The organism is Streptomyces sp. NPDC021622 (assembly GCF_040640795.1).
Taxonomy (GTDB): domain Bacteria; phylum Actinomycetota; class Actinomycetes; order Streptomycetales; family Streptomycetaceae; genus Streptomyces.
Window position 1 is genome coordinate 229122 of record NZ_JBFACK010000010.1, and the last position, 17231, is coordinate 246352.

The window sequence follows — 17231 nt, forward strand, 5'->3', positions numbered from 1 at the left end:
AAAAAACCCCGCCCGCCCCCACCCACCGTCAGCCGACGGAGCTGTAAGCCACAACCCCCCGCAGCAACTGATCCACAGCCTTACGCGCATTCTTCGCCACAGTGGACCCCTCCCGCGGAGCCGCCGCAGCAATCTGCCCCAGCACATCGATCACCTGCTTGCACCATCGGACAAAGTCCCCGGCAGGCATCTCGATCTCCCGCAGCACCTCGTCGAGGCCCTTGTCCGACGCCCACATGTACGCCGCCCAGGCGAAGTTGAGGTCGGGCTCGCGCTGTCCGACCCCTTCCGTCTGGTTGATCTTGAACTCTTCCTCCAGGGCATCGAGCCGCCCCCAGATCCGCACCATCTCGCCGAGGGAGGCCTTCACCTTCCCCGACGGCAGCTTGGGCGCGAGCGCGTCGTCCGCCATCCGGGCCTCGAAGACCAACGCCGAGACGCAGGCGGCCAGTTCGGCCGGGCTGAGCCCCTCCCACACGCCTTCCCGCAGGCATTCGCTCGCCAGCAGATCCAGCTCTCCATACAGCCGGGCGAGCCGCTTGCCGTCCTCGGTGACCTCGTCACCCCGGAGATAGTCCATCTCGGTGAGCAGCGCGACGATCCGGTCGAAGGTGCGCGCGATGGTGTTCGTCCGCCCCTCGATGCGCCGCTCCAGCTGCACGGTGTCCCGCCGCAGGCGGTAGTAGCGCTCGGCCCAGCGCGCGTGGTCCTCGCGCTCGTCGCAGCCGTGGCAGGGGTGTGCGCGCAGCTCCGCGCGCAGCCGGGCGATCTCCTGGTCGTCGGCGGCGGCAGCGCGCCCCTTGCGGTGCCGCTCGGGCACGATGTGCCCGGCCTTGGTGCGCAGCGCGGACGCCAGGTCGCGGCGCGACTGCGGGGAACGCGCGTTGAACGACTTCGGGATCCGCATCCGGTCGAGGGCTTCCACCGCCACCGGGAAGTCCATCGCCGCGAGCCGCTTGACCTGCCGCTCGGCGGTAAGCACCAGCGGCCGCGGACCGTCCTGGTGCTCGAGGCCCCGGTGGCCGTTGACCCGTCCCGCGGGCAGCCCCGGGTCGAGGACGAGCGCGAGCCCCGCGTACTTGCCGGTCGGGACATGGATGACGTCGCCCGGCTTGAGCTTCTCCAGGGCGGCGGCCGCGGCGGCCCTGCGCTGGTTGGCCCCCTGCTTGGCGAGCTCGGTCTCCCGGTCCTTGAGCTCGCGGCGCAGCCGCGCGTACTCGTCGAAGTCCCCCAAGTGGCAGGTCATGGAGGCCTTGTAGCCCTCAAGCCCCTCTTCGTTCTTCTGCACCTGCCGCGAAATACCCACGACCGACTTGTCGGCCTGGAACTGCGCGAAGGACGTTTCGAGCAGCTCACGCGAGCGGTGCCGGCCGAACTGCTCGGTCAGGTTCACCGCCATGTTGTACGACGGCTTGAAGCTGGACCGCAGCGGATACGTACGCGTGCCGGCGAGCCCCGCGAGGTGCTCCGGGCTCATGGCCCGCTGCCACAGCACGACCGCATGGCCCTCGATGTCGATGCCGCGCCGCCCGGCGCGGCCGGTCAACTGCGTGTACTCGCCGGGGGTGATGTCGGCGTGCTGTTCGCCGTTCCACTTGACGAGCTTCTCCAACACCACGCTGCGCGCGGGCATGTTGATGCCCAGGGCGAGCGTCTCGGTGGCGAAGACGGCGCGCACGAGCCCGCGTACGAAGAGCTCCTCGACGACCTCCTTGAAGGTGGGCAGCATGCCCGCGTGGTGCGCGGCGATGCCGCGCTCCAGGCCTTCGAGCCATTCGTAGTAGCCGAGGACGTGCAGGTCCTCGTCCGGGATGGCGGCCGTGCGCTCCTCGACGATCTCGCGGACCTGCATCCGCGCATCGTCGTCGTTCAGCCGAAGACCCGCGTGCAGACACTGCTGCACGGCGGCCTCGCAGGCCGCGCGGCTGAAGATGAACGTGATGGCGGGCAGCAGGCCCTCGGAGTCGAGCCGGTCGATGACCTCGGGGCGGCCCGGCGTCCAGATCCGCGACCGCTGTCGGCGCTCGCGCTCACGGTCGGCCTCGCGGACCATCTTGCCCTTGCGGCGGTCGCGCGGGTTGTACGAACGGCTGGCCTCCATGCGCGCCATGCGCGTGAGGTCGGGGTTGACCGTCTTCTTCCGGCCCTCGCCCTCCTCGAAGAGGTCGTACATCCGGCGCCCGGCAAGCACATGCTGGAACAGCGGCACGGGCCGGTGCTCGGAGACGATCACCTGGGTGTCGCCGCGTACGGTGTCCAGCCAATCGCCGAACTCCTCCGCGTTCGAAACCGTCGCCGACAGGGAGACCAGCGTGACGGACTCCTGGAGGTGGATGATCACCTCTTCCCAGACGGCTCCCCGGAAGCGGTCGGAGAGGTAGTGCACCTCGTCCATCACCACATAGCCGAGGTTCAGCAGCGACTGCGAGCCCGAATACAGCATGTTGCGCAGCACTTCGGTGGTCATCACGACCACCGGCGCATCGGAGTTGACGCTGTTGTCGCCGGTCAGCAGGCCGACCTTGTCCGCGCCGTACCGCTTCGCCAGGTCGGCGTACTTCTGGTTGGAGAGCGCCTTGATCGGCGTCGTGTAGAAGCATTTCTTGCCCTGCAGCAGGGCCAGGTGCACGGCGAACTCGCCGACGATCGTCTTGCCCGAGCCCGTGGGGGCGGCCACGAGCACGCCCTTGCCCGTCTCGAGCGCCCGACAGGCCTCGATCTGGAAGGGGTCGAGGCCGAATTCGTACATCTCGCGGAAGCCCGCGAGTGCGGTGGCCTGCTCGGCAGCGCGCTCGCGCGCCGCCGCGTACCGCTCGGCCGGTGAGAGGTCCTCTGTCATCGTGCTTTCGAGCCTACCGGCCACCACTGACAACGGACGATCATTATCTGCCTTACGGCCCCGAAGACCCTTCAAGACCCTTCGGGCACCAGGATCCGCACGGCTCCCGCCACACACTCCGCTGTCAGCGGCAGCGCTCCTAGCTGCTCTCCGTCCGCGTACCCGGTCACACCCGAGGCGGCCAGTTCGACCTTCCGCGCCCGGTGGACGGTGACCTTGGGATGGTCCAGGTGCGTGCCCTTGTAGACGCGCGGGAAGACCTTCAGGAGCGTCGTGCGGCTGCAGTCGCCGACGACCGTGACGTCGAAGAGTCCGTCGCTCATGTCGGCGCCGGCGCAGATCTTCATGCCGCCGCCGTACGAGGATCCGTTCCCGACGGCGACGAGCGTCGCCGCGACCTCGTGGACCTCGCCGCCGTCAAGCGTGATCCGGTACGGGACGGGTTTGAAGGCGGCAAGCTCGGCGACCATCGCGAGGTCGTACTTGAAGCGGCCGGTGGGCCAGCGCATGCGATTGCCGCGGTCGTTGACCCGTGAGTCGAAGCCGGATGCGAGCACCGTGCCGAACCAGGTCTTGCCGACCCGCCCCAGGTCGACGGCGCGGGTGCGTCCGGCGTCGAGCGCGTCGGCGACGACCGCCCCGGCGGCCGCCGGGTCCCGCACCGGGAGCCCGAGCGCCCGTGCGAAGTCGTTGCCGGTGCCCACGGCGATCACCCCCAGCGGAGTGTCCGTCTGCGCGACGGCCTGCAGCGCGAGGCTCGTCATGCCGTCGCCGCCGACGGCTATCAGCGCCCCCGTGCCGCCCTCGACGGCGTCCCGCGCCCTGCGCAGCGCATCGGCGGCGTCCTCGCCGATGACCGTGCGTACGGAGAAGCCTGCTGCCCGCAACGAGGAAGCGGCCGGCTGCGCCGCGTGGGCGCCCCGGCCGCGTCCCGCGGTGGGATTGACGAAGAGGGTGATCTCGCTGGTCACGGCCGGACCCTACAAGGTCAGGTCACGTCGTCGAAACCGTTTACCCGGTCCCGGTCCGGGCTGCTCTGCTGCGGAAGGGCGCGACTGGCCGAAACGGACTCGATCTCGCCGACGTCCTCGGGCGTCAGATCGAGGTCGGACGCCTCGTCGTCGTCGGGCCCTGCGGCATCGATCCTGGCCTTGCGCCGGTCGTTGAGGAGCGAGAACGCGGTGGCCGCGAAGTACAGCACCCAGATCGGCCCGGCGAGCATGATCATGGTCAGCGGGTCCGTGCTGGGCGTCGCCACGGCCGCGAAGACCGTGATGCCCATGATCATCCCGCGCCACCAGCCGAGCATCCGCTTGCCGGTGATGGCTCCGGTGAGGTTGAGCATGACCAGGAGCAGCGGCAGCTCGAAGGAGAGACCGAAAACGATCACCATGCGGGTGACCAGGTCGATCAGTTCATCCAGCGGGAGCTGGTTGTCGACACCGCCGGGTGAGAAGTCGAGCAGCACACGCGCCATGGTCGGCAGCGTCTTGTACGCGAAGAACCCACCGCACATGAACAGCGGGAAGCCTGCGCCCACGAATGCGTAGGCGTACTTCTTCTCGCTCTTGTGCAGGCCAGGGGCGACGAACGCCCACAGCTGGTACAGCCAGATCGGCGACGCGAGCACCACGCCGGCCATCAGGGAGATCTTCAGGGCAAGTGTGAACGGCGTGATCAGACCGTTCAGCACGATGCGTGCGCAGGTCTCGTCCCCGCCCTTCTTCGCCAGCTCGGCGAAGCTGGACTCGCACCCTACGGAACTCAGTATCGGGTCCGTGAAGAACTCGATGATGTCCTTGTAGAAGAAGGCAGCGACGATCGCGACGACGATGATGGCCAGCACGGCCTTCGCGAGCCGGTTGCGGAGCTCACGCAGGTGCTCCGCAAGAGGCATCCGCCCCTCGGGATCCTGTTCCTTCTTGCGGGCAGACTTGAGCAACCCACGTCCTCATCTCGTGCGGCAGGCCGGCCGTCGCCGGCCTTGGATCAGCGCTTAGTCGTGCTGTCGGTGGGCTCGGTGACCGGGCGCGAGCTGGTCACGTCGCCGGGCGCGGCCTGGATGGTGCGCGGCTGGGCGGCGGAAGGGTCGCTGGGCGGGTCGGCCGGGGCGGCTTCGTCCTTCTTGCCGTCCGTCTTCATCGCCTTGGCCTCGCTCTTGAGGATGCGCGCGGACTTGCCGAGCGACCGGGCCATGTCGGGAAGCTTCTTCGCGCCGAACAGCAGAACGATGACGACGAGAATGAGAATGATCTCGGGGGCGCCGATCTTTCCGAACATAGGTCTTTACCTTCTCACCGAGGCGGCAGGGGCGGGGCTGCCGGACAGGCCGGACTTGCTGTCCGGCCACCGTGCTGGCAGCGATCGTAACGCTCAGGGGTGAACGCAGGGCAATCCCTGTGCGTACTCCCGGTCGCGGCCCGCGCCTCGCACTCCGGGCCACTTCAGCAGCGTACCTGCCGTACAAGGGAAGTTGACAGGCCGCGGTGTCGATGCGCGTCTCCCCGGCACCCGCGGGATTCACAGGACCTAAAGGACATCCCGGCCCGCACGGGCCACGCCCGTCGCAGCCGCCTCAAGATCCTCCGCCGCGCGATTGATCCGCTGTGTGGTCTCCGTCACTTGACAGCTCAGGCGCTGCGCCTCCAGGAAGACCCGGATCGCCAGAACGCCGAGCACGGCCAGGCCGCAGAACCCCACGGCAATCGCCAGCATCGCCCAGAACATGCGCCGAGCCTAGACGGTCGAGTGCAGACGCAGCGTCCGCACCCCGCCGCCGGTGAGGAGTTCGATGATGCGCTCGCCCGCGGGCTTGCGCACCGCGACCCCGCACTCGGGGCAGGTGAAGGAGTAGAAGGTGGTGCGGGCCGACGCGCCGATGGCCAACCGCAGGGCGCCCGCGGAGAGTTCGAAGCGGGCGCGGCAGTCGGGGCAGGCGGCCTTGAAGAGCACAGGGGCGATTCTCGACATTCCGGGAATCTCGGACATGATGCTGGTGTTCAACGTCCTTGCTCCTGCCTGTCGTACGGCCCTTCGGGGTGTCGGTCATAGGCCGCGAGGGCCTCACGCGCCGCCTGCCGCGCGCTGTCCGCGAGATCGGCCGGGGAGACGATGTGCCCGTCGCCGCCGAGCCGCAGCGCGAGCCTGCGCAGCGAGGTGGGATCCGGGGTGCGCAGCGTGATCCGCAGGCCGCCGTCGGGGAGTTCCTCGGCGCTGTCGTGCGGGTAGTACTCGGCGACCCAGCGGCCGCCGGGCCCCACCTCGATGACCACCTCGGGGTCCTCGGCGGCGGGCTGCACGAGCCCCTCGGAGAGATCCCGCAGTTCGACCTCGGGCGGCGACGACGCCTCGTCCATGATCCTGATCTCGGCGACCCGGTCGAGGCGGAAGGTGCGGCGCGCCTCGGAGAGGTAGCACCACGCCTCCATATACGTGTGCCCGACGGCGAAGAGCCGGATCGGGTCGACCTCGCGCTCGGTCAGCTCGTCGCGCGCCGGTGAGTAATAGCGCAGCCAGAGCCTGCGCCGCTCGGAAATCGCGCGGTCGACGTCCGCGAAGACGCCGCCCTCGGACTCGAAGGTGACCGAAAGACGTGCGCTGGCCCCTGCGGCCTCGCCGGCGGCCGTCTCCAGCTTGGCGGTGGCACGCAGCAGCGCCTGACGGTCGCTCTCGCGCAGCCCGGGCAGGGTGGACACCGCGCGGGCGGCCACCAGGAGCGCGGTGGCCTCGTCGGCGGCGAGCCGCAGAGGGGCCGCCACGTCGTCCGGGTTGTGCCACCAGATGCGGTCGCCGTCGGTGTCGATGTCGAGGAGGTCGCCGCCGCGGAAGCTGGTCCCGCACAGCGGCAGCACGTCCAGGTCGGAGATCAGCTCGTCCTGGGTGATCCCGAAGGCGCGGGCGACGTCGCTGACGTGGGCGCCCGGGCGCTCGCGCAGATAGGTCACCAGGGAGAGCATCCGCCGGGTCTGGTCGATGGCGTTCGAGGCCATTCTCGGTACGTCCCCTCAGCCCTTGGCCACGGCGCGCAGCCGGTCCACGACGTCGGCCCGCAGCTCCGCGGGCTCCAGGACCACCACATCGGGCCCGAACTCCACCAGCCAGGCATCGAGCCCGTGCCCGTACGGAATCTCCAACTCGTCCCACCCCTCGCCCAGTTCGCGTATGTGGGCGGCCTTGGCCCGCAGCGGATAGCCCGCGCCCGTGCGCAGCCGGATGAGGGCGGAGCGGTCGGCGCTCTCCCCCGCCCAGCTCGCCACGGTCTCGCGCACCGTGACGACGTCGGGGACGTCGGCGGTGAACTTTCCGGCGCGGGCGCGCACCTTGCCCGTGATGCGGGAGAGCCGGAAGACCCGCTCGGCCCCGCGGTCGCGGTCCCAGCCGGCCAGGTACCAGTGGCCGCGCCAGCATTCGAGCGCCCACGGCTCGACGTGCCGCTGCTCGGGGCGGGCCGCGGTGGCCTTGCGGTAGTCGAAGGCGACGGGGCGGCGGTCGCGGCAGGCGAGCATCAGCGGCTCGAAGGACGCCTCGTGCACGGGGATGCGCGGTTCGAGGGCGCTGTGTGCCTCGTACGGGTCGACGTCCTCGGGCAGCCCGGCGGCGCGCAGCTTCTGCAGGGCGCCGCTGGCGGCTCCGGCGAGGCGGGCCTGCTGCCAGACCTTGGCCGCGAGGCCGAGCGCGGCGGCTTCCTCGGCGTCGATGGTGATGGGCGGAAGGCGGTTGCTGTCGCGCCGGGCGAGATAGCCCACGTCACCGTCGAGATTCTCCACCGTCTCGATGACCAGGCCGAGTTCGCGCAGATCGTCCTTGTCGCGCTCGAACATCCGGTTGAAGGAGTCGTCGGAGCCCGGGGCACCGCCGCCGGGCCCGAACGCCTCGACGTAGGCCTCGATGGACTCGCGCAGCTCGCGCTTGCTGAGCGGCCGCCGCGTCCCGAGCAGACACAGCGCCAGGTTCATCAGCCGCTCGGCCTTGGCAATGGCCATCGACGCCCTTTCTCAACAGTGCTTCCGACCGCCGACCGTACCGCCCCGGGGTGTCGTGGCAAAAGCCGAGGGCCCATGCCAGGACAGGCATGGACCCTCGGTGGACAGGTCTGATCAGACCCTGGCCTCAGTCGTCGCTCAGAAGGCGCTCAGACGGAGACGAGATCGCAGACGAAGATCAGCGTCTCGCCCGGGGCGATGCGGCCGCCGCCGGCGCCGCGGTCGCCGTAGGCAAGCTTGGCGGGGATGATCAGCTCGCGCCGGCCACCGACCTTCATGCCCTGGACACCCTGGTCCCAGCCGGAGATGACCTGACCGGCACCGAGCTGGAACTCCAGCGGGTTGCCGCGGTTCCAGCTCGCGTCGAACTCCTCGCCCGTGCCGAAGGCCACGCCCACGTAGTGGACCTTGACGAAGTCGCCGGCCTTCGCGACCGCGCCGTCACCCTCCCAGATGTCCCTGATCTGCAGCTCGGCCGGCGGCTCGCCGCCCGGGAAATCGACCTCGGGCTTGTCAATGCTCACGAAAATGCTCCTGCTTGATACGGATGGTCATGCGCGGACAGTCTTACATCTTCGCCCGGCGTCACATCTTCGCGAGGATGTCCACGGAGAAGACCAGCGTGGAGTCCTTCTTGATGGTGCTGCCCTGCGGCGGCTGGTCACCGTACCCGAGCTCCGGCGGGACGACGATCAGGACACGGCTGCCGACCTTCTTGCCGGTCAGGCCCTGCGCCCAGCCCTTGACGACCTGCGCAAGCTGGAACGAGGCGAGCTGACCGCTCTTGTACGAGGAGTCGAACTCCTTGCCGTCGGCCCACAGCACGCCCTTGTACTGGCACAGCAGGCTGTCGGTCTCCTTGATCTCGTCGCCGTCGCCCTCGATGACGTAGTTCGCGACGAGCTTCTTCGGGGCGTCCTTCTTCGGGACGTCGATCGAGGGGGCCTTGCCGTCCGTGTTCGTGCCGACCTTGGGGAGGTCGATGTTGGACTGCGCGACCTCGTCGCCCTTGGCCGAGCTCTTGGCGTTGAAGGTGTTCACCAGGTCGACGACGAAGACCAGGGTGTCGTCGCCCTTGATGCCCGCCTGCTTGTTGCCCTCCTTGCCATATCCCAGCTTCGGGGGGATGGCGAGCTCCACTCGGCTGTCGAGCTTCTTGCCGACCAGGGCCTGGTCCCAGCCGGGAATGACCTGGCCGACGCCGATCGGGAAGACCGTGGGGTTGCCCCGGTCGTAGGAGTTGTCGAAGACCTTCGCCGTGGCCCAGATCTGGCCGAGGTAGTTGGCCTGGAGGTAGTCGCCCTTCTTGACCTCGGCCCCCTTGCCCTGGATCAGGGTCTTGACCGCGAGGTCGGAGGACGGCTTGCCGTTCCCCTTCGCGACGGTCGGCTTCTGGCCGAACTTCGTCCCCTTCGTGATCTCGGGCACGGGCCCGTCCACGATCTTCGCCTTCGGCGCGGCCGAGTTCGGGTTGGAAGGGGACGGGCTGTCGCTGGACTTGGCCTTGTCGGCCTTGTCGTCACCACACCCGGCCAGCGTGAGCAGGCCGGCCGGAACGGCAAGGAGAAGTGAGCGTCGGCGCACGGTGGGGGCCTCGTATCGGTCGATCTTGTCGGTTGGCGTGCGCGCAACTCTACGCATGGAGAAGGGCGCCGTACGAGGAACGTACGGCGCCCCGCGTTGCGTTCCCGCAACGCACCACCCGTCTCAGGGGTTTACAAACCGGCGATCACATACCGGCGATGAGCTTCTCCACCCGGTCGTCCACCGACCGGAAGGGGTCCTTGCACAAAACCGTGCGCTGCGCCTGGTCGTTGAGCTTCAGGTGCACCCAGTCGACCGTGAAGTCGCGGCGCTGCTCCTGGGCCCGGCGGATGAAGTCGCCGCGCAGCCGCGCGCGGGTCGTCTGCGGGGGCACCGACTTGCCCTCGAAGATCTTCAAGTCGTTGCAGATACGGGCGGCTTGTCCCTTTCGCTCCAGGAGATAGTACAGACCACGACGACGGTGGATGTCGTGGTAAGCGAGGTCTATCTGCGCGACCCGGGGGTGCGACATGGTCATGTTGTTCTTCGCGCGGTACCGCTCGATGAGCTTGTACTTCATGACCCAGTCGATCTCGGTGCCGATCCGGTCGAGGTCCTCGGCCTCGATCGCGTCCAGCGTGCGGCCCCACAGTTCGAGGACCTGCTCGACCGTGCCCGTGCGGATGCCGCGGCGCTCCACGAAGTCCACGGCCTTTTCGTAGTACTCGCGCTGCACCTCGAGGGCCGAGGCCTCGCGGCCGCTGGCCAGGCGCACCTTGCGGCGGCCCGTGATGTCGTGGCTGACCTCGCGGATGGCCCGGATCGGGTTCTCCAGGGTGAGGTCGCGCATGACGGTGCCCGCCTCGATCATGCGGAGCACGAGGTCGGTGGCGCCGACCTTGAGGAGCATGGTCGTCTCGGACATGTTCGAGTCGCCGACGATGACGTGCAGCCTGCGGTAGCGCTCGGCGTCCGCGTGCGGTTCGTCGCGGGTGTTGATGATCGGCCGGGAGCGGGTGGTCGCGGAGGAGACCCCCTCCCAGATGTGCTCGGCCCGCTGACTGACGCAGTACACGGCGCCGCGCGGAGTCTGCAGCACCTTGCCCGCGCCGCACAGCAGCTGCCGCGTGACCAGGAACGGGATGAGGATGTCCGCGAGCCGCGAGAACTCCCCGTGCCGGGCCACCAGATAGTTCTCGTGGCAGCCGTAGGAGTTTCCCGCCGAGTCGGTGTTGTTCTTGAAGAGATAGACGTCGCCCGCGATTCCCTCCTCGTGCAGGCGGCGTTCGGCGTCGACGAGCAGGCCTTCCAGAATGCGCTCGCCCGCTTTGTCGTGGGTGACCAGCTCGGTCACGTTGTCACATTCCGGTGTCGCGTATTCCGGATGTGACCCGACGTCAAGATAGAGGCGGGCGCCGTTCCGCAGAAAGACGTTGCTGCTGCGGCCCCATGACACAACACGGCGGAAGAGGTAGCGCGCCACCTCGTCAGGTGACAGACGGCGCTGCCCCCTAAACGTGCACGTGACGCCGTACTCGTTCTCCAGCCCGAAAATGCGGCGGTCCATGACTGAACATTACGCCTTATGCCCTGCACTGAAACCGGGTTCGACAGCACCGTTTCGATCATTTTCCGATGAACCTGCAACGACCGCCGAATCCACGGGCAGCGCGAGCACCCGGCCCGTGGCCAGCAGAACAAGCAGCGCGGCCACACCGGCGAGGCCCGGCACCGCGAAGCCCCACACCGTCCCGCCCCACTCGACGACCGGGCCCGCGGCGGCCGTTCCGAGGGACGCGCCGACGGTGAACGTGGTCACGAGCCAGGAGAACGCCTCGGTGACCGTGCCCCGCGGTGCGTGCCGGTCGACGATGATGAACGCGCAGGCGAGCGCGGGCGCCAGGAAGACACCCGCCACGGCCGTGAGCGCCACCATGGCGACCGGCCCCGGGGCCAGCGTCAACGGCCAGTAGCAGAGCGCCAGGAGAGCCACCAGGACCGTAAGACGCTTCTCCGGTACGCCGCTCCACTGCCGCGCCCCGTACACGGAACCGCCGACCAGGGCGCCGAGACCTATCGCCGCCATCATCCAGCCGTAGACCGCGTCACCGCCGTGCCCGTCGGCGTACGAGACGCCGGCCACGGTGATGGAGCCCAGCGCCATGCCGATGAAGAGGAACGCGCCGAGCAGCGCGAGCAGCCCGTTGGAGCGCAGCGCGCCGAGCCAGTGCGCCTCGCGGGGCGCCGAGCGCCACGCGCGCGAGGGCTTCGACACCACTACGGAGAGGGCGCCCAGGACGCCGATGGCGTTCACGACGAGCAGCGCCGCCCGCTCCGACCAGAGCGCGACGCTGCCGGTGATGAGCAACGGGCCCACGGTGAACATGACTTCCTGGGCTATGGCGTCCATCGCGTACGCCGTGTGCACCTGCTCCTCCTTGCCGAGGACGCCGGGCCACAGCGCGCGCAGGCCGCCCTCCAGGGGCGGCGTGAACAGTCCGGCCGCGCCCACCGCCACATAGGCCGCGGCGAGCGAGTCGGGCCCGGTGAACGCGAAGGCCCCCATGCCGAGCGCGGAGAGCACCGCCGCCGGGAGCTGGATCCGCGGCTGTCCGTAGAGGTCCACCAGGCGGCCGAGCAGCGGCTGCCCCACCGCGTTGGCGACGCCGTACACCGCGGCCAGACCGCCGGCCAGGCTGTACGTCCCGCCCTCGGCGCGGATGAACAGCACGATGGCGATCGCGGCCGTCGCGTTCGGCAGCCTGCCCACCAGCGTGCCGGCGAGCAGCCGCCCGGCGTATCTCGTCCGGAGGATCTCCACGTATCCGGCAGCCATGCTTCCCGCCCCTCGCCCGGCACCGACGCGCCAAGGTTTTACGTATAACGTCGAGCGTCATACGTACCATGAGCGCTCACCGCGGGTCCACCTCACCGACGTCCCGCGGCACCGACCGGGGAGGTACCAGGAGTGGCCGGGCCACAGCAGGAGACCGCGGGCACACGCCCCACCAGCCGCGACGTCGCGCGCGCCGCCGGGGTGTCCCAGGCCACCGTCTCCCTCGTGTTCGGCGAGAAATGGCGCGGCCGGGTCGCCGAGCGCACCGCCGAGCGGGTCCGCGCCACCGCCCGGGATCTGGGCTACCGGCCCAATCTCGCGGCCCGCAACCTCCGCCTCGGCAGGACCAGGACCGCGCTCCTGGTCGTCCCCGCCCTCACCAACGAATTCTTCGCCCGCGTCTACACCGGAGCCGCCCGCGTCGCCGCCGAGCACGGCTTCGGCGTCGTGCTCTACCCCTCCCCCGACGGCATCGGCCCCGCCCGCGACCCCTTCGACTCCGCGCGCGCCTCCCTGGACGGCGTCCTCGCCTCCTCCATGGCCTCCGACGCCCTCGCCACCATCCAGGGCGACGAACTCCCCCTGGTCATGCTCGACAGCGACCCCGCGGGCAGCCTCGGCACCGCCACCGTCAATCTCGACATCGCCGACGGCATGCGCCGCGTCACCGAACATCTGCTGTCCCTCGGCCACCGCGACTTCCTGCACCTCGCGGCAGGCGTCGACACTTGGACCTTCGACGTACGCGCCGACGCCCTCGCCGGGGCGCTGCGCGGCACCGGAGCCGCCGTACGCACCGTGCGGGCACCCCTCACCGTCGACGACGCCCGCGCCGTCACAGAGACCGCCCTCGCCGCGCCAGGACCCCGCCCCACCGCACTCGTCTGCGACGACGACATCCTCGCCGCGGGCGCCTGCAAAGCGGCCCGCAGACTGGGCCTGCGGGTGCCCGAGGACCTCTCGGTGACCGGCTTCGACGACCTCACCCTGGCCACCGCAGTGGAGCCCGAGCTCACCACCGTCCGACTGCCCGCCGAGCGCTTCGGCGAACACGGCATGACCTCGCTGCTCGCCGTCCTCGACGGCCGCACACCCCGCCTCGACACCCTCCCCGTGGAGCTCGTCGTCCGCGGCTCGACCGCCCCCGCGCCCTAACCACGTACCGCGCACACACGTACGCCCCGCGCCCCGGCCCGAAGGCCAGGACACGGGGCGTACGCCGAACCGAACTACTCCTCGGTGGACCCGGACTCGGAAGCGGAGTCGGAACCCGCGTCCGGCTCCTCCGTGTCGGAGGCGGCATCCGTGGGCGCCGAAGCGTCCCCTTCGAGCAGCCGCGCGAGCTGCCGCCCGACGATCCGCTTGAACTTCCGCTGCTGCGGCCGCGTCCGGTCGAGCACCGCCACCTCGAGCCGCTCCGCGGGGATCTCCCGCTCACTGCCGTTGGTGTCACGGGACAGCGCCTGCACGGCCAGCTTCAGCGCCTCGGCCAACGTCATGCTGTCCCGGTGACGCTGATCCAGATACGTACTGATCTGCTCCGCGTTGCCGCCGACCGCGACCGAGCCGTGCTCGTCCACGATCGAACCGTCATGCGGCAGGCGGTAGATCTGATCGCCCTCGGCCGTCTCCCCGACCTCGGCGACGACCAACTCCACCTCGTACGGCTTCTCCGCCTGGCTCGAGAAGATCGTGCCCAGCGTCTGGGCGTAGACGTTCGCGAGCCCACGGGCCGTCACATCGTCGCGGTCGTAGGTGTATCCGCGCAGATCGGCATAGCGCACGCCACCGATCCGCAGGTTCTCGTACTCGTTGTACTTGCCGGCGGCCGCGAAGCCGATCCGGTCATAGATCTCGCTGAACTTGTGCAGCGCACGGGACGGGTTCTCGCCGACGAACACGATGCCATCGGCGAACTGCAGCACAACAAGGCTGCGACCACGGGCGATGCCCTTGCGGGCGTACTCCGCCCGGTCGGCCATGGCCTGCTGGGGTGAGACATAGAACGGCGTCGACACCGGCTATCCGTCCCTTTCTGTCAGTGACTCAGTCAGTGGCGAATACGGATCGATCAGAGCAGCGAGGCCCGCGGGCCGTCGGGCTGCTCCAGGCGCCGCTCAAGGATCGAGCGGGCGATCTCGGAGGACTCCTCGTCCCCCAGCCGCCGGAAACCCTCGTCGGAGATCACGGTGACGATCGGATAGATCCGGCGGGCGACATCCGGACCACCCGTGGCCGAGTCGTCGTCCGCCGCGTCGTACAACGCCTGCACGACGAGCGTCGTCGCTTCCTGCTCCGTCAGATCGTTGCGGTAGAGCTTCTTCATCGCACCACGCGCGAAGACCGAACCGGAACCGGTGGCCGCGAAGCCGTGCTCCTCGGAACGCCCGCCCGTGACGTCGTACGAGAAAATGCGCCCCTTCCCGCGGTCCACGTCGTACCCCGCGAAGAGCGGGACGACGGCCAGGCCCTGCATGGCCATCCCGAGATTGCTGCGGATCATCGTGGAGAGCCGATTCGCCTTGCCCTCCAGGGAGAGCGTGGCGCCTTCGACCTTCTCGAAGTGCTCCAGTTCCAACTGGAAGAGCTTGACCATTTCCACGGCCAGACCGGCGGTGCCGGCGATGCCGACGGCCGAATACTCGTCGGCCGGGAAGACCTTCTCGATGTCGCGCTGAGCGATGACATTGCCCATCGTCGCCCGCCGGTCACCGGCGAGCACCACGCCCCCGGGGAACGTCGTCGCCACGATCGTCGTGCCGTGCGGCGCCTCGATCACACCGTGCGTGGGCGGCAACTGCCGGTTGCCCGGCAGGATCTCGGGCTGATGCTCCGACAGAAAGTCCATGAAGGACGAAGAACCAGGCGTCAGGAAGGCAGCTGGTAGACGCCCGGTGCTACGAGTGTTGGCTTCCACGCGTTTCCTTCCAGGTATGCGGCCGCGCGGCGGACGGTGTCGGGTTCATCCCCCAACTTGCCGATGGCCGAATTGCAGTTGAAGCACAGTACGCCACGGACCCTACCCGTCTCATGGCGGTGATCCACATGTACGGCAGGGGCGTTGAGACGGATCACATCGACGCTCGTCGACGCCGCCGGTCATGCGCGGCCCGGTCGTGCGCCACGCATTCCCGGCACCACTCGCCCCCGGCTCCGCCATGCCCGTTACTGACCACCCTTTTGCACAAAGGAGCGCACGAAGTCCTCGGCGTTCTCCTCAAGGACGTCGTCGATCTCGTCCAGAACGGAGTCCACGTCGTCGCTCAACTTCTCCTGCCGCTCCTTGAGGTCCTCGGAGCCCTGCGCTTCCTGCGTCTGCTCCTCGGTCTCCTCGGTGGAACGTGTCGCCTTCTGCTGTCCGCCGCCGGTGTCCTTGGTCGCCATGTACCTCACCCCGCTCATTTCGGTTCGATGTACGTGATCAGACCCTATAAGCCAGGTCTGACATCGGCCCCGTAGTTACTGCAACGTCCGGGGACCACCTCGATGATTCCCATACGCCGGGTCTTTCAGCCTCCGGAGAGCACCCGAACCAGGTCCTCTGCCGTGCGGCAGCGGTCCAGGAGCTCCTTGACGTGGTTCCGCGTCCCGCGCAGGGGCTCCAGTGTGGGCACCCGCTGGAGCGAGTCGCGACCGGGCAGGTCGAAAATGACCGAATCCCACGAGGCGGCCGCCACGTCGTCCGCGTACTGCTCCAGACAGCGGCCGCGGAAGTACGCGCGGGTGTCCTCAGGAGGCTTCGCCTGGGCGCGCTCGACCGCCGGATCGTCCAGGAGGCGCTTCATCTTGCCGCGGGCCGCCAGGCGGTTGTAGAGGCCCTTGTCGGGGCGTACGTCCGCGTACTGGAGGTCGACCAGGTGGAGCCTCGCGGCGTCCCAGTCGAGGCTGTCCCGGCGGCGGTAGCCCTCCATGAGCTCCCGCTTGGCGACCCAGTCGAGCTCCCCGGAGAGGCTCATCGGATCGGTCTCCAGGCGGCCCAGGACGTCTTCCCAGCGGGTGAGGACGTCCTTGGTCTGTTCGTCGGCGTCGGAGCCGTACCGCTCCTCCACATACTTGCGGGCCAGCTCGAAGTACTCCATCTGGAGCTGGACAGCGGTGAGTGTGCGGCCGCTACGGAGCGTGACGAGACGCTTGAGGGTGGGGTCGTGGGAGACCTGGTGCAGGGTGCGCACGGGCTGGTCGACGGCGAGGTCCACCGCGATGAACCCGTCCTCGATCATGGCGAGGACCAGGGATGTGGTGCCCAGTTTGAGATAGGTCGAGATCTCGGAGAGGTTCGCGTCGCCGATGATCACGTGCAGTCGGCGGTACTTCTCCGCGTCGGAGTGCGGCTCGTCCCGGGTGTTGATGATGGGCCGCTTGAGGGTGGTCTCCAGGCCCACCTCGACCTCGAAGTAGTCGGCGCGCTGGCTGAGCTGGAAGCCGTGCTCGTGGCCGTCCTGGCCGATGCCGACGCGTCCCGCGCCGGTGACGACCTGGCGGGAGACGAAGAACGGCGTGAGGTGGCGCACGATGTCCGAGAAGGGGGTCTCCCGCTTCATCAGGTAGTTCTCGTGCGTGCCGTAGGAGGCGCCCTTGTTGTCGGTGTTGTTCTTGTAGAGGTGGATCGGCTGGGCGCCGGGGAGCTGGGCCGCGCGTTCGGCGGCCTCCGCCATGATGCGCTCGCCGGCCTTGTCCCACAGGACGGCGTCCCAGGGGTTGGTGACCTCGGGTGAGCTGTATTCGGGGTGTGCGTGGTCTACGTAGAGCCGTGCCCCGTTGGTGAGGATGACGTTGGCGAGGCCGATGTCCTCGTCGGTGAGCTGGCTGGCGTCGGCGGACTCGCGTGCGAGGTCGAAGCCCCGAGCGTCCCGCAGGGGGTTCTCCTCCTCGAAGTCCCAGCGGGCGCGTCGCGCCCGGTGCATCGCCGCGGCGTAGGCGTTGACGATCTGGGACGAGGTGAGCATGGCATTGGCGTTGGGGTGCCCGGGGACGGAGATGCCGTACTCCGTCTCGATGCCCATTACTCGCCGTACGGTCATGCGGCCCTCCTTGCCCGGCGGCGCTCCCC

17 protein-coding genes and 1 pseudogene are annotated in these 17231 nt (G+C 69.1%); 1 reads left to right on the forward strand and 17 read right to left on the reverse strand.

The window, feature by feature from the left end:
- Positions 1-28: 28 nt before the first annotated feature.
- The 12 genes from AB0G47_RS21645 to AB0G47_RS21700 all read right to left on the reverse strand — a co-directional run bounded on the left by AB0G47_RS21645 (position 29) and on the right by AB0G47_RS21700 (position 12181).
- Complete coding sequence (locus tag AB0G47_RS21645; protein WP_360772204.1) at positions 29-2839, reverse strand: DEAD/DEAH box helicase; 2811 nt, start codon at positions 2837-2839, stop codon at positions 29-31.
- Positions 2840-2910: 71 nt separating this feature from the next.
- A complete protein-coding gene (locus AB0G47_RS21650) occupies positions 2911-3810 on the reverse strand; it encodes a diacylglycerol kinase (RefSeq protein ID WP_360772206.1) in 900 nt (299 codons plus the stop codon).
- A 17-nt stretch (positions 3811-3827) separates the two neighbouring features.
- Entirely contained in the window at positions 3828-4781 is a 954-nt protein-coding gene (tatC, locus tag AB0G47_RS21655) for a twin-arginine translocase subunit TatC (RefSeq protein ID WP_360772209.1), read from the reverse strand.
- A 47-nt stretch (positions 4782-4828) separates the two neighbouring features.
- A complete protein-coding gene (gene tatA, locus AB0G47_RS21660; protein ID WP_344520689.1) occupies positions 4829-5119 on the reverse strand; it encodes a Sec-independent protein translocase subunit TatA in 291 nt (96 codons plus the stop codon).
- Positions 5120-5368: 249 nt separating this feature from the next.
- A complete protein-coding gene (locus AB0G47_RS21665) occupies positions 5369-5566 on the reverse strand; it encodes a hypothetical protein (protein WP_360772214.1) in 198 nt (65 codons plus the stop codon).
- A 9-nt stretch (positions 5567-5575) separates the two neighbouring features.
- Positions 5576-5827 carry a hypothetical protein gene (locus AB0G47_RS21670; protein WP_360772441.1) on the reverse strand — a complete coding sequence of 84 codons (252 nt, stop codon included), beginning with the start codon at positions 5825-5827 and terminating at the stop codon, positions 5576-5578.
- Between the two features lie 11 nt (positions 5828-5838).
- The gene (locus AB0G47_RS21675; RefSeq protein WP_360772216.1) at positions 5839-6828 is read right to left on the reverse strand and encodes a WYL domain-containing protein; all 990 of its coding nucleotides are present in this window, start codon (positions 6826-6828) and stop codon (positions 5839-5841) included.
- Positions 6829-6843: 15 nt separating this feature from the next.
- Complete coding sequence (locus AB0G47_RS21680) at positions 6844-7821, reverse strand: WYL domain-containing protein (RefSeq protein ID WP_360772219.1); 978 nt, start codon at positions 7819-7821, stop codon at positions 6844-6846.
- 149 nt (positions 7822-7970) lie between these two features.
- Positions 7971-8345 carry an FKBP-type peptidyl-prolyl cis-trans isomerase gene (locus AB0G47_RS21685; protein WP_360772222.1) on the reverse strand — a complete coding sequence of 125 codons (375 nt, stop codon included), beginning with the start codon at positions 8343-8345 and terminating at the stop codon, positions 7971-7973.
- Positions 8346-8406: 61 nt separating this feature from the next.
- Positions 8407-9405 (reverse strand): FKBP-type peptidyl-prolyl cis-trans isomerase, encoded by a 999-nt coding sequence (locus AB0G47_RS21690; protein WP_360772444.1) that lies wholly within the window; start codon positions 9403-9405, stop codon positions 8407-8409.
- A gap of 145 nt (positions 9406-9550) precedes the next feature.
- Positions 9551-10912, reverse strand: coding sequence for a Pup--protein ligase (gene pafA / locus AB0G47_RS21695; RefSeq protein WP_135334215.1), 1362 nt, complete (start codon positions 10910-10912; stop codon positions 9551-9553).
- Positions 10913-10921: 9 nt separating this feature from the next.
- Positions 10922-12181 carry an MFS transporter gene (locus AB0G47_RS21700; protein ID WP_360772225.1) on the reverse strand — a complete coding sequence of 420 codons (1260 nt, stop codon included), beginning with the start codon at positions 12179-12181 and terminating at the stop codon, positions 10922-10924.
- A gap of 132 nt (positions 12182-12313) precedes the next feature.
- Here AB0G47_RS21700 and AB0G47_RS21705 point away from each other — a divergent pair, with 132 nt between their 5' ends.
- Positions 12314-13336: a LacI family DNA-binding transcriptional regulator gene (locus AB0G47_RS21705; protein ID WP_360772228.1), complete on the forward strand. Its 1023-nt coding sequence runs from the start codon at positions 12314-12316 to the stop codon at positions 13334-13336.
- Between the two features lie 74 nt (positions 13337-13410).
- On the opposite strand, the gene prcA is transcribed toward AB0G47_RS21705, so the two are convergent.
- From prcA to dop, 5 genes and pseudogenes are all read right to left on the reverse strand, one after another.
- Complete coding sequence (gene prcA, locus AB0G47_RS21710; RefSeq protein WP_360772231.1) at positions 13411-14199, reverse strand: proteasome subunit alpha; 789 nt, start codon at positions 14197-14199, stop codon at positions 13411-13413.
- 53 nt (positions 14200-14252) lie between these two features.
- On the reverse strand, positions 14253-15098 hold the full coding sequence (prcB, locus tag AB0G47_RS21715; RefSeq protein WP_360772234.1) for a proteasome subunit beta: 846 nt from the start codon (positions 15096-15098) through the stop codon (positions 14253-14255).
- Positions 15050-15253 (reverse strand): annotated as a pseudogene (locus AB0G47_RS21720) (endonuclease VII domain-containing protein); the annotation flags it as partial. The pseudogene AB0G47_RS21720 and the gene prcB, both read right to left, overlap by 49 nt.
- A gap of 93 nt (positions 15254-15346) precedes the next feature.
- The gene (locus AB0G47_RS21725) at positions 15347-15565 is read right to left on the reverse strand and encodes a ubiquitin-like protein Pup (RefSeq protein WP_055555575.1); all 219 of its coding nucleotides are present in this window, start codon (positions 15563-15565) and stop codon (positions 15347-15349) included.
- A 125-nt stretch (positions 15566-15690) separates the two neighbouring features.
- The gene (gene dop / locus AB0G47_RS21730) at positions 15691-17202 is read right to left on the reverse strand and encodes a depupylase/deamidase Dop (RefSeq protein ID WP_360772238.1); all 1512 of its coding nucleotides are present in this window, start codon (positions 17200-17202) and stop codon (positions 15691-15693) included.
- Positions 17203-17231: the final 29 nt, after the last annotated feature.

What these genes read in the sequence shown, in the direction of transcription:
- AB0G47_RS21645 (WP_360772204.1), bottom strand. Translation starts at nt 2,839, where the DNA reads ATGACAGAGGACCTCTCACCGGCCGAGCGGTACGCGGCGGCGCGCGAG.
- tatA (WP_344520689.1), bottom strand. Translation starts at nt 5,119, where the DNA reads ATGTTCGGAAAGATCGGCGCCCCCGAGATCATTCTCATTCTCGTCGTC.
- AB0G47_RS21665 (WP_360772214.1), bottom strand. Translation starts at nt 5,566, where the DNA reads ATGTTCTGGGCGATGCTGGCGATTGCCGTGGGGTTCTGCGGCCTGGCC.
- AB0G47_RS21670 (WP_360772441.1), bottom strand. Translation starts at nt 5,827, where the DNA reads ATGTCCGAGATTCCCGGAATGTCGAGAATCGCCCCTGTGCTCTTCAAG.
- AB0G47_RS21675 (WP_360772216.1), bottom strand. Translation starts at nt 6,828, where the DNA reads ATGGCCTCGAACGCCATCGACCAGACCCGGCGGATGCTCTCCCTGGTG.
- AB0G47_RS21680 (WP_360772219.1), bottom strand. Translation starts at nt 7,821, where the DNA reads ATGGCCATTGCCAAGGCCGAGCGGCTGATGAACCTGGCGCTGTGTCTG.
- pafA (WP_135334215.1), bottom strand. Translation starts at nt 10,912, where the DNA reads ATGGACCGCCGCATTTTCGGGCTGGAGAACGAGTACGGCGTCACGTGC.
- AB0G47_RS21700 (WP_360772225.1), bottom strand. Translation starts at nt 12,181, where the DNA reads ATGGCTGCCGGATACGTGGAGATCCTCCGGACGAGATACGCCGGGCGG.
- AB0G47_RS21725 (WP_055555575.1), bottom strand. Translation starts at nt 15,565, where the DNA reads ATGGCGACCAAGGACACCGGCGGCGGACAGCAGAAGGCGACACGTTCC.
- dop (WP_360772238.1), bottom strand. Translation starts at nt 17,202, where the DNA reads ATGACCGTACGGCGAGTAATGGGCATCGAGACGGAGTACGGCATCTCC.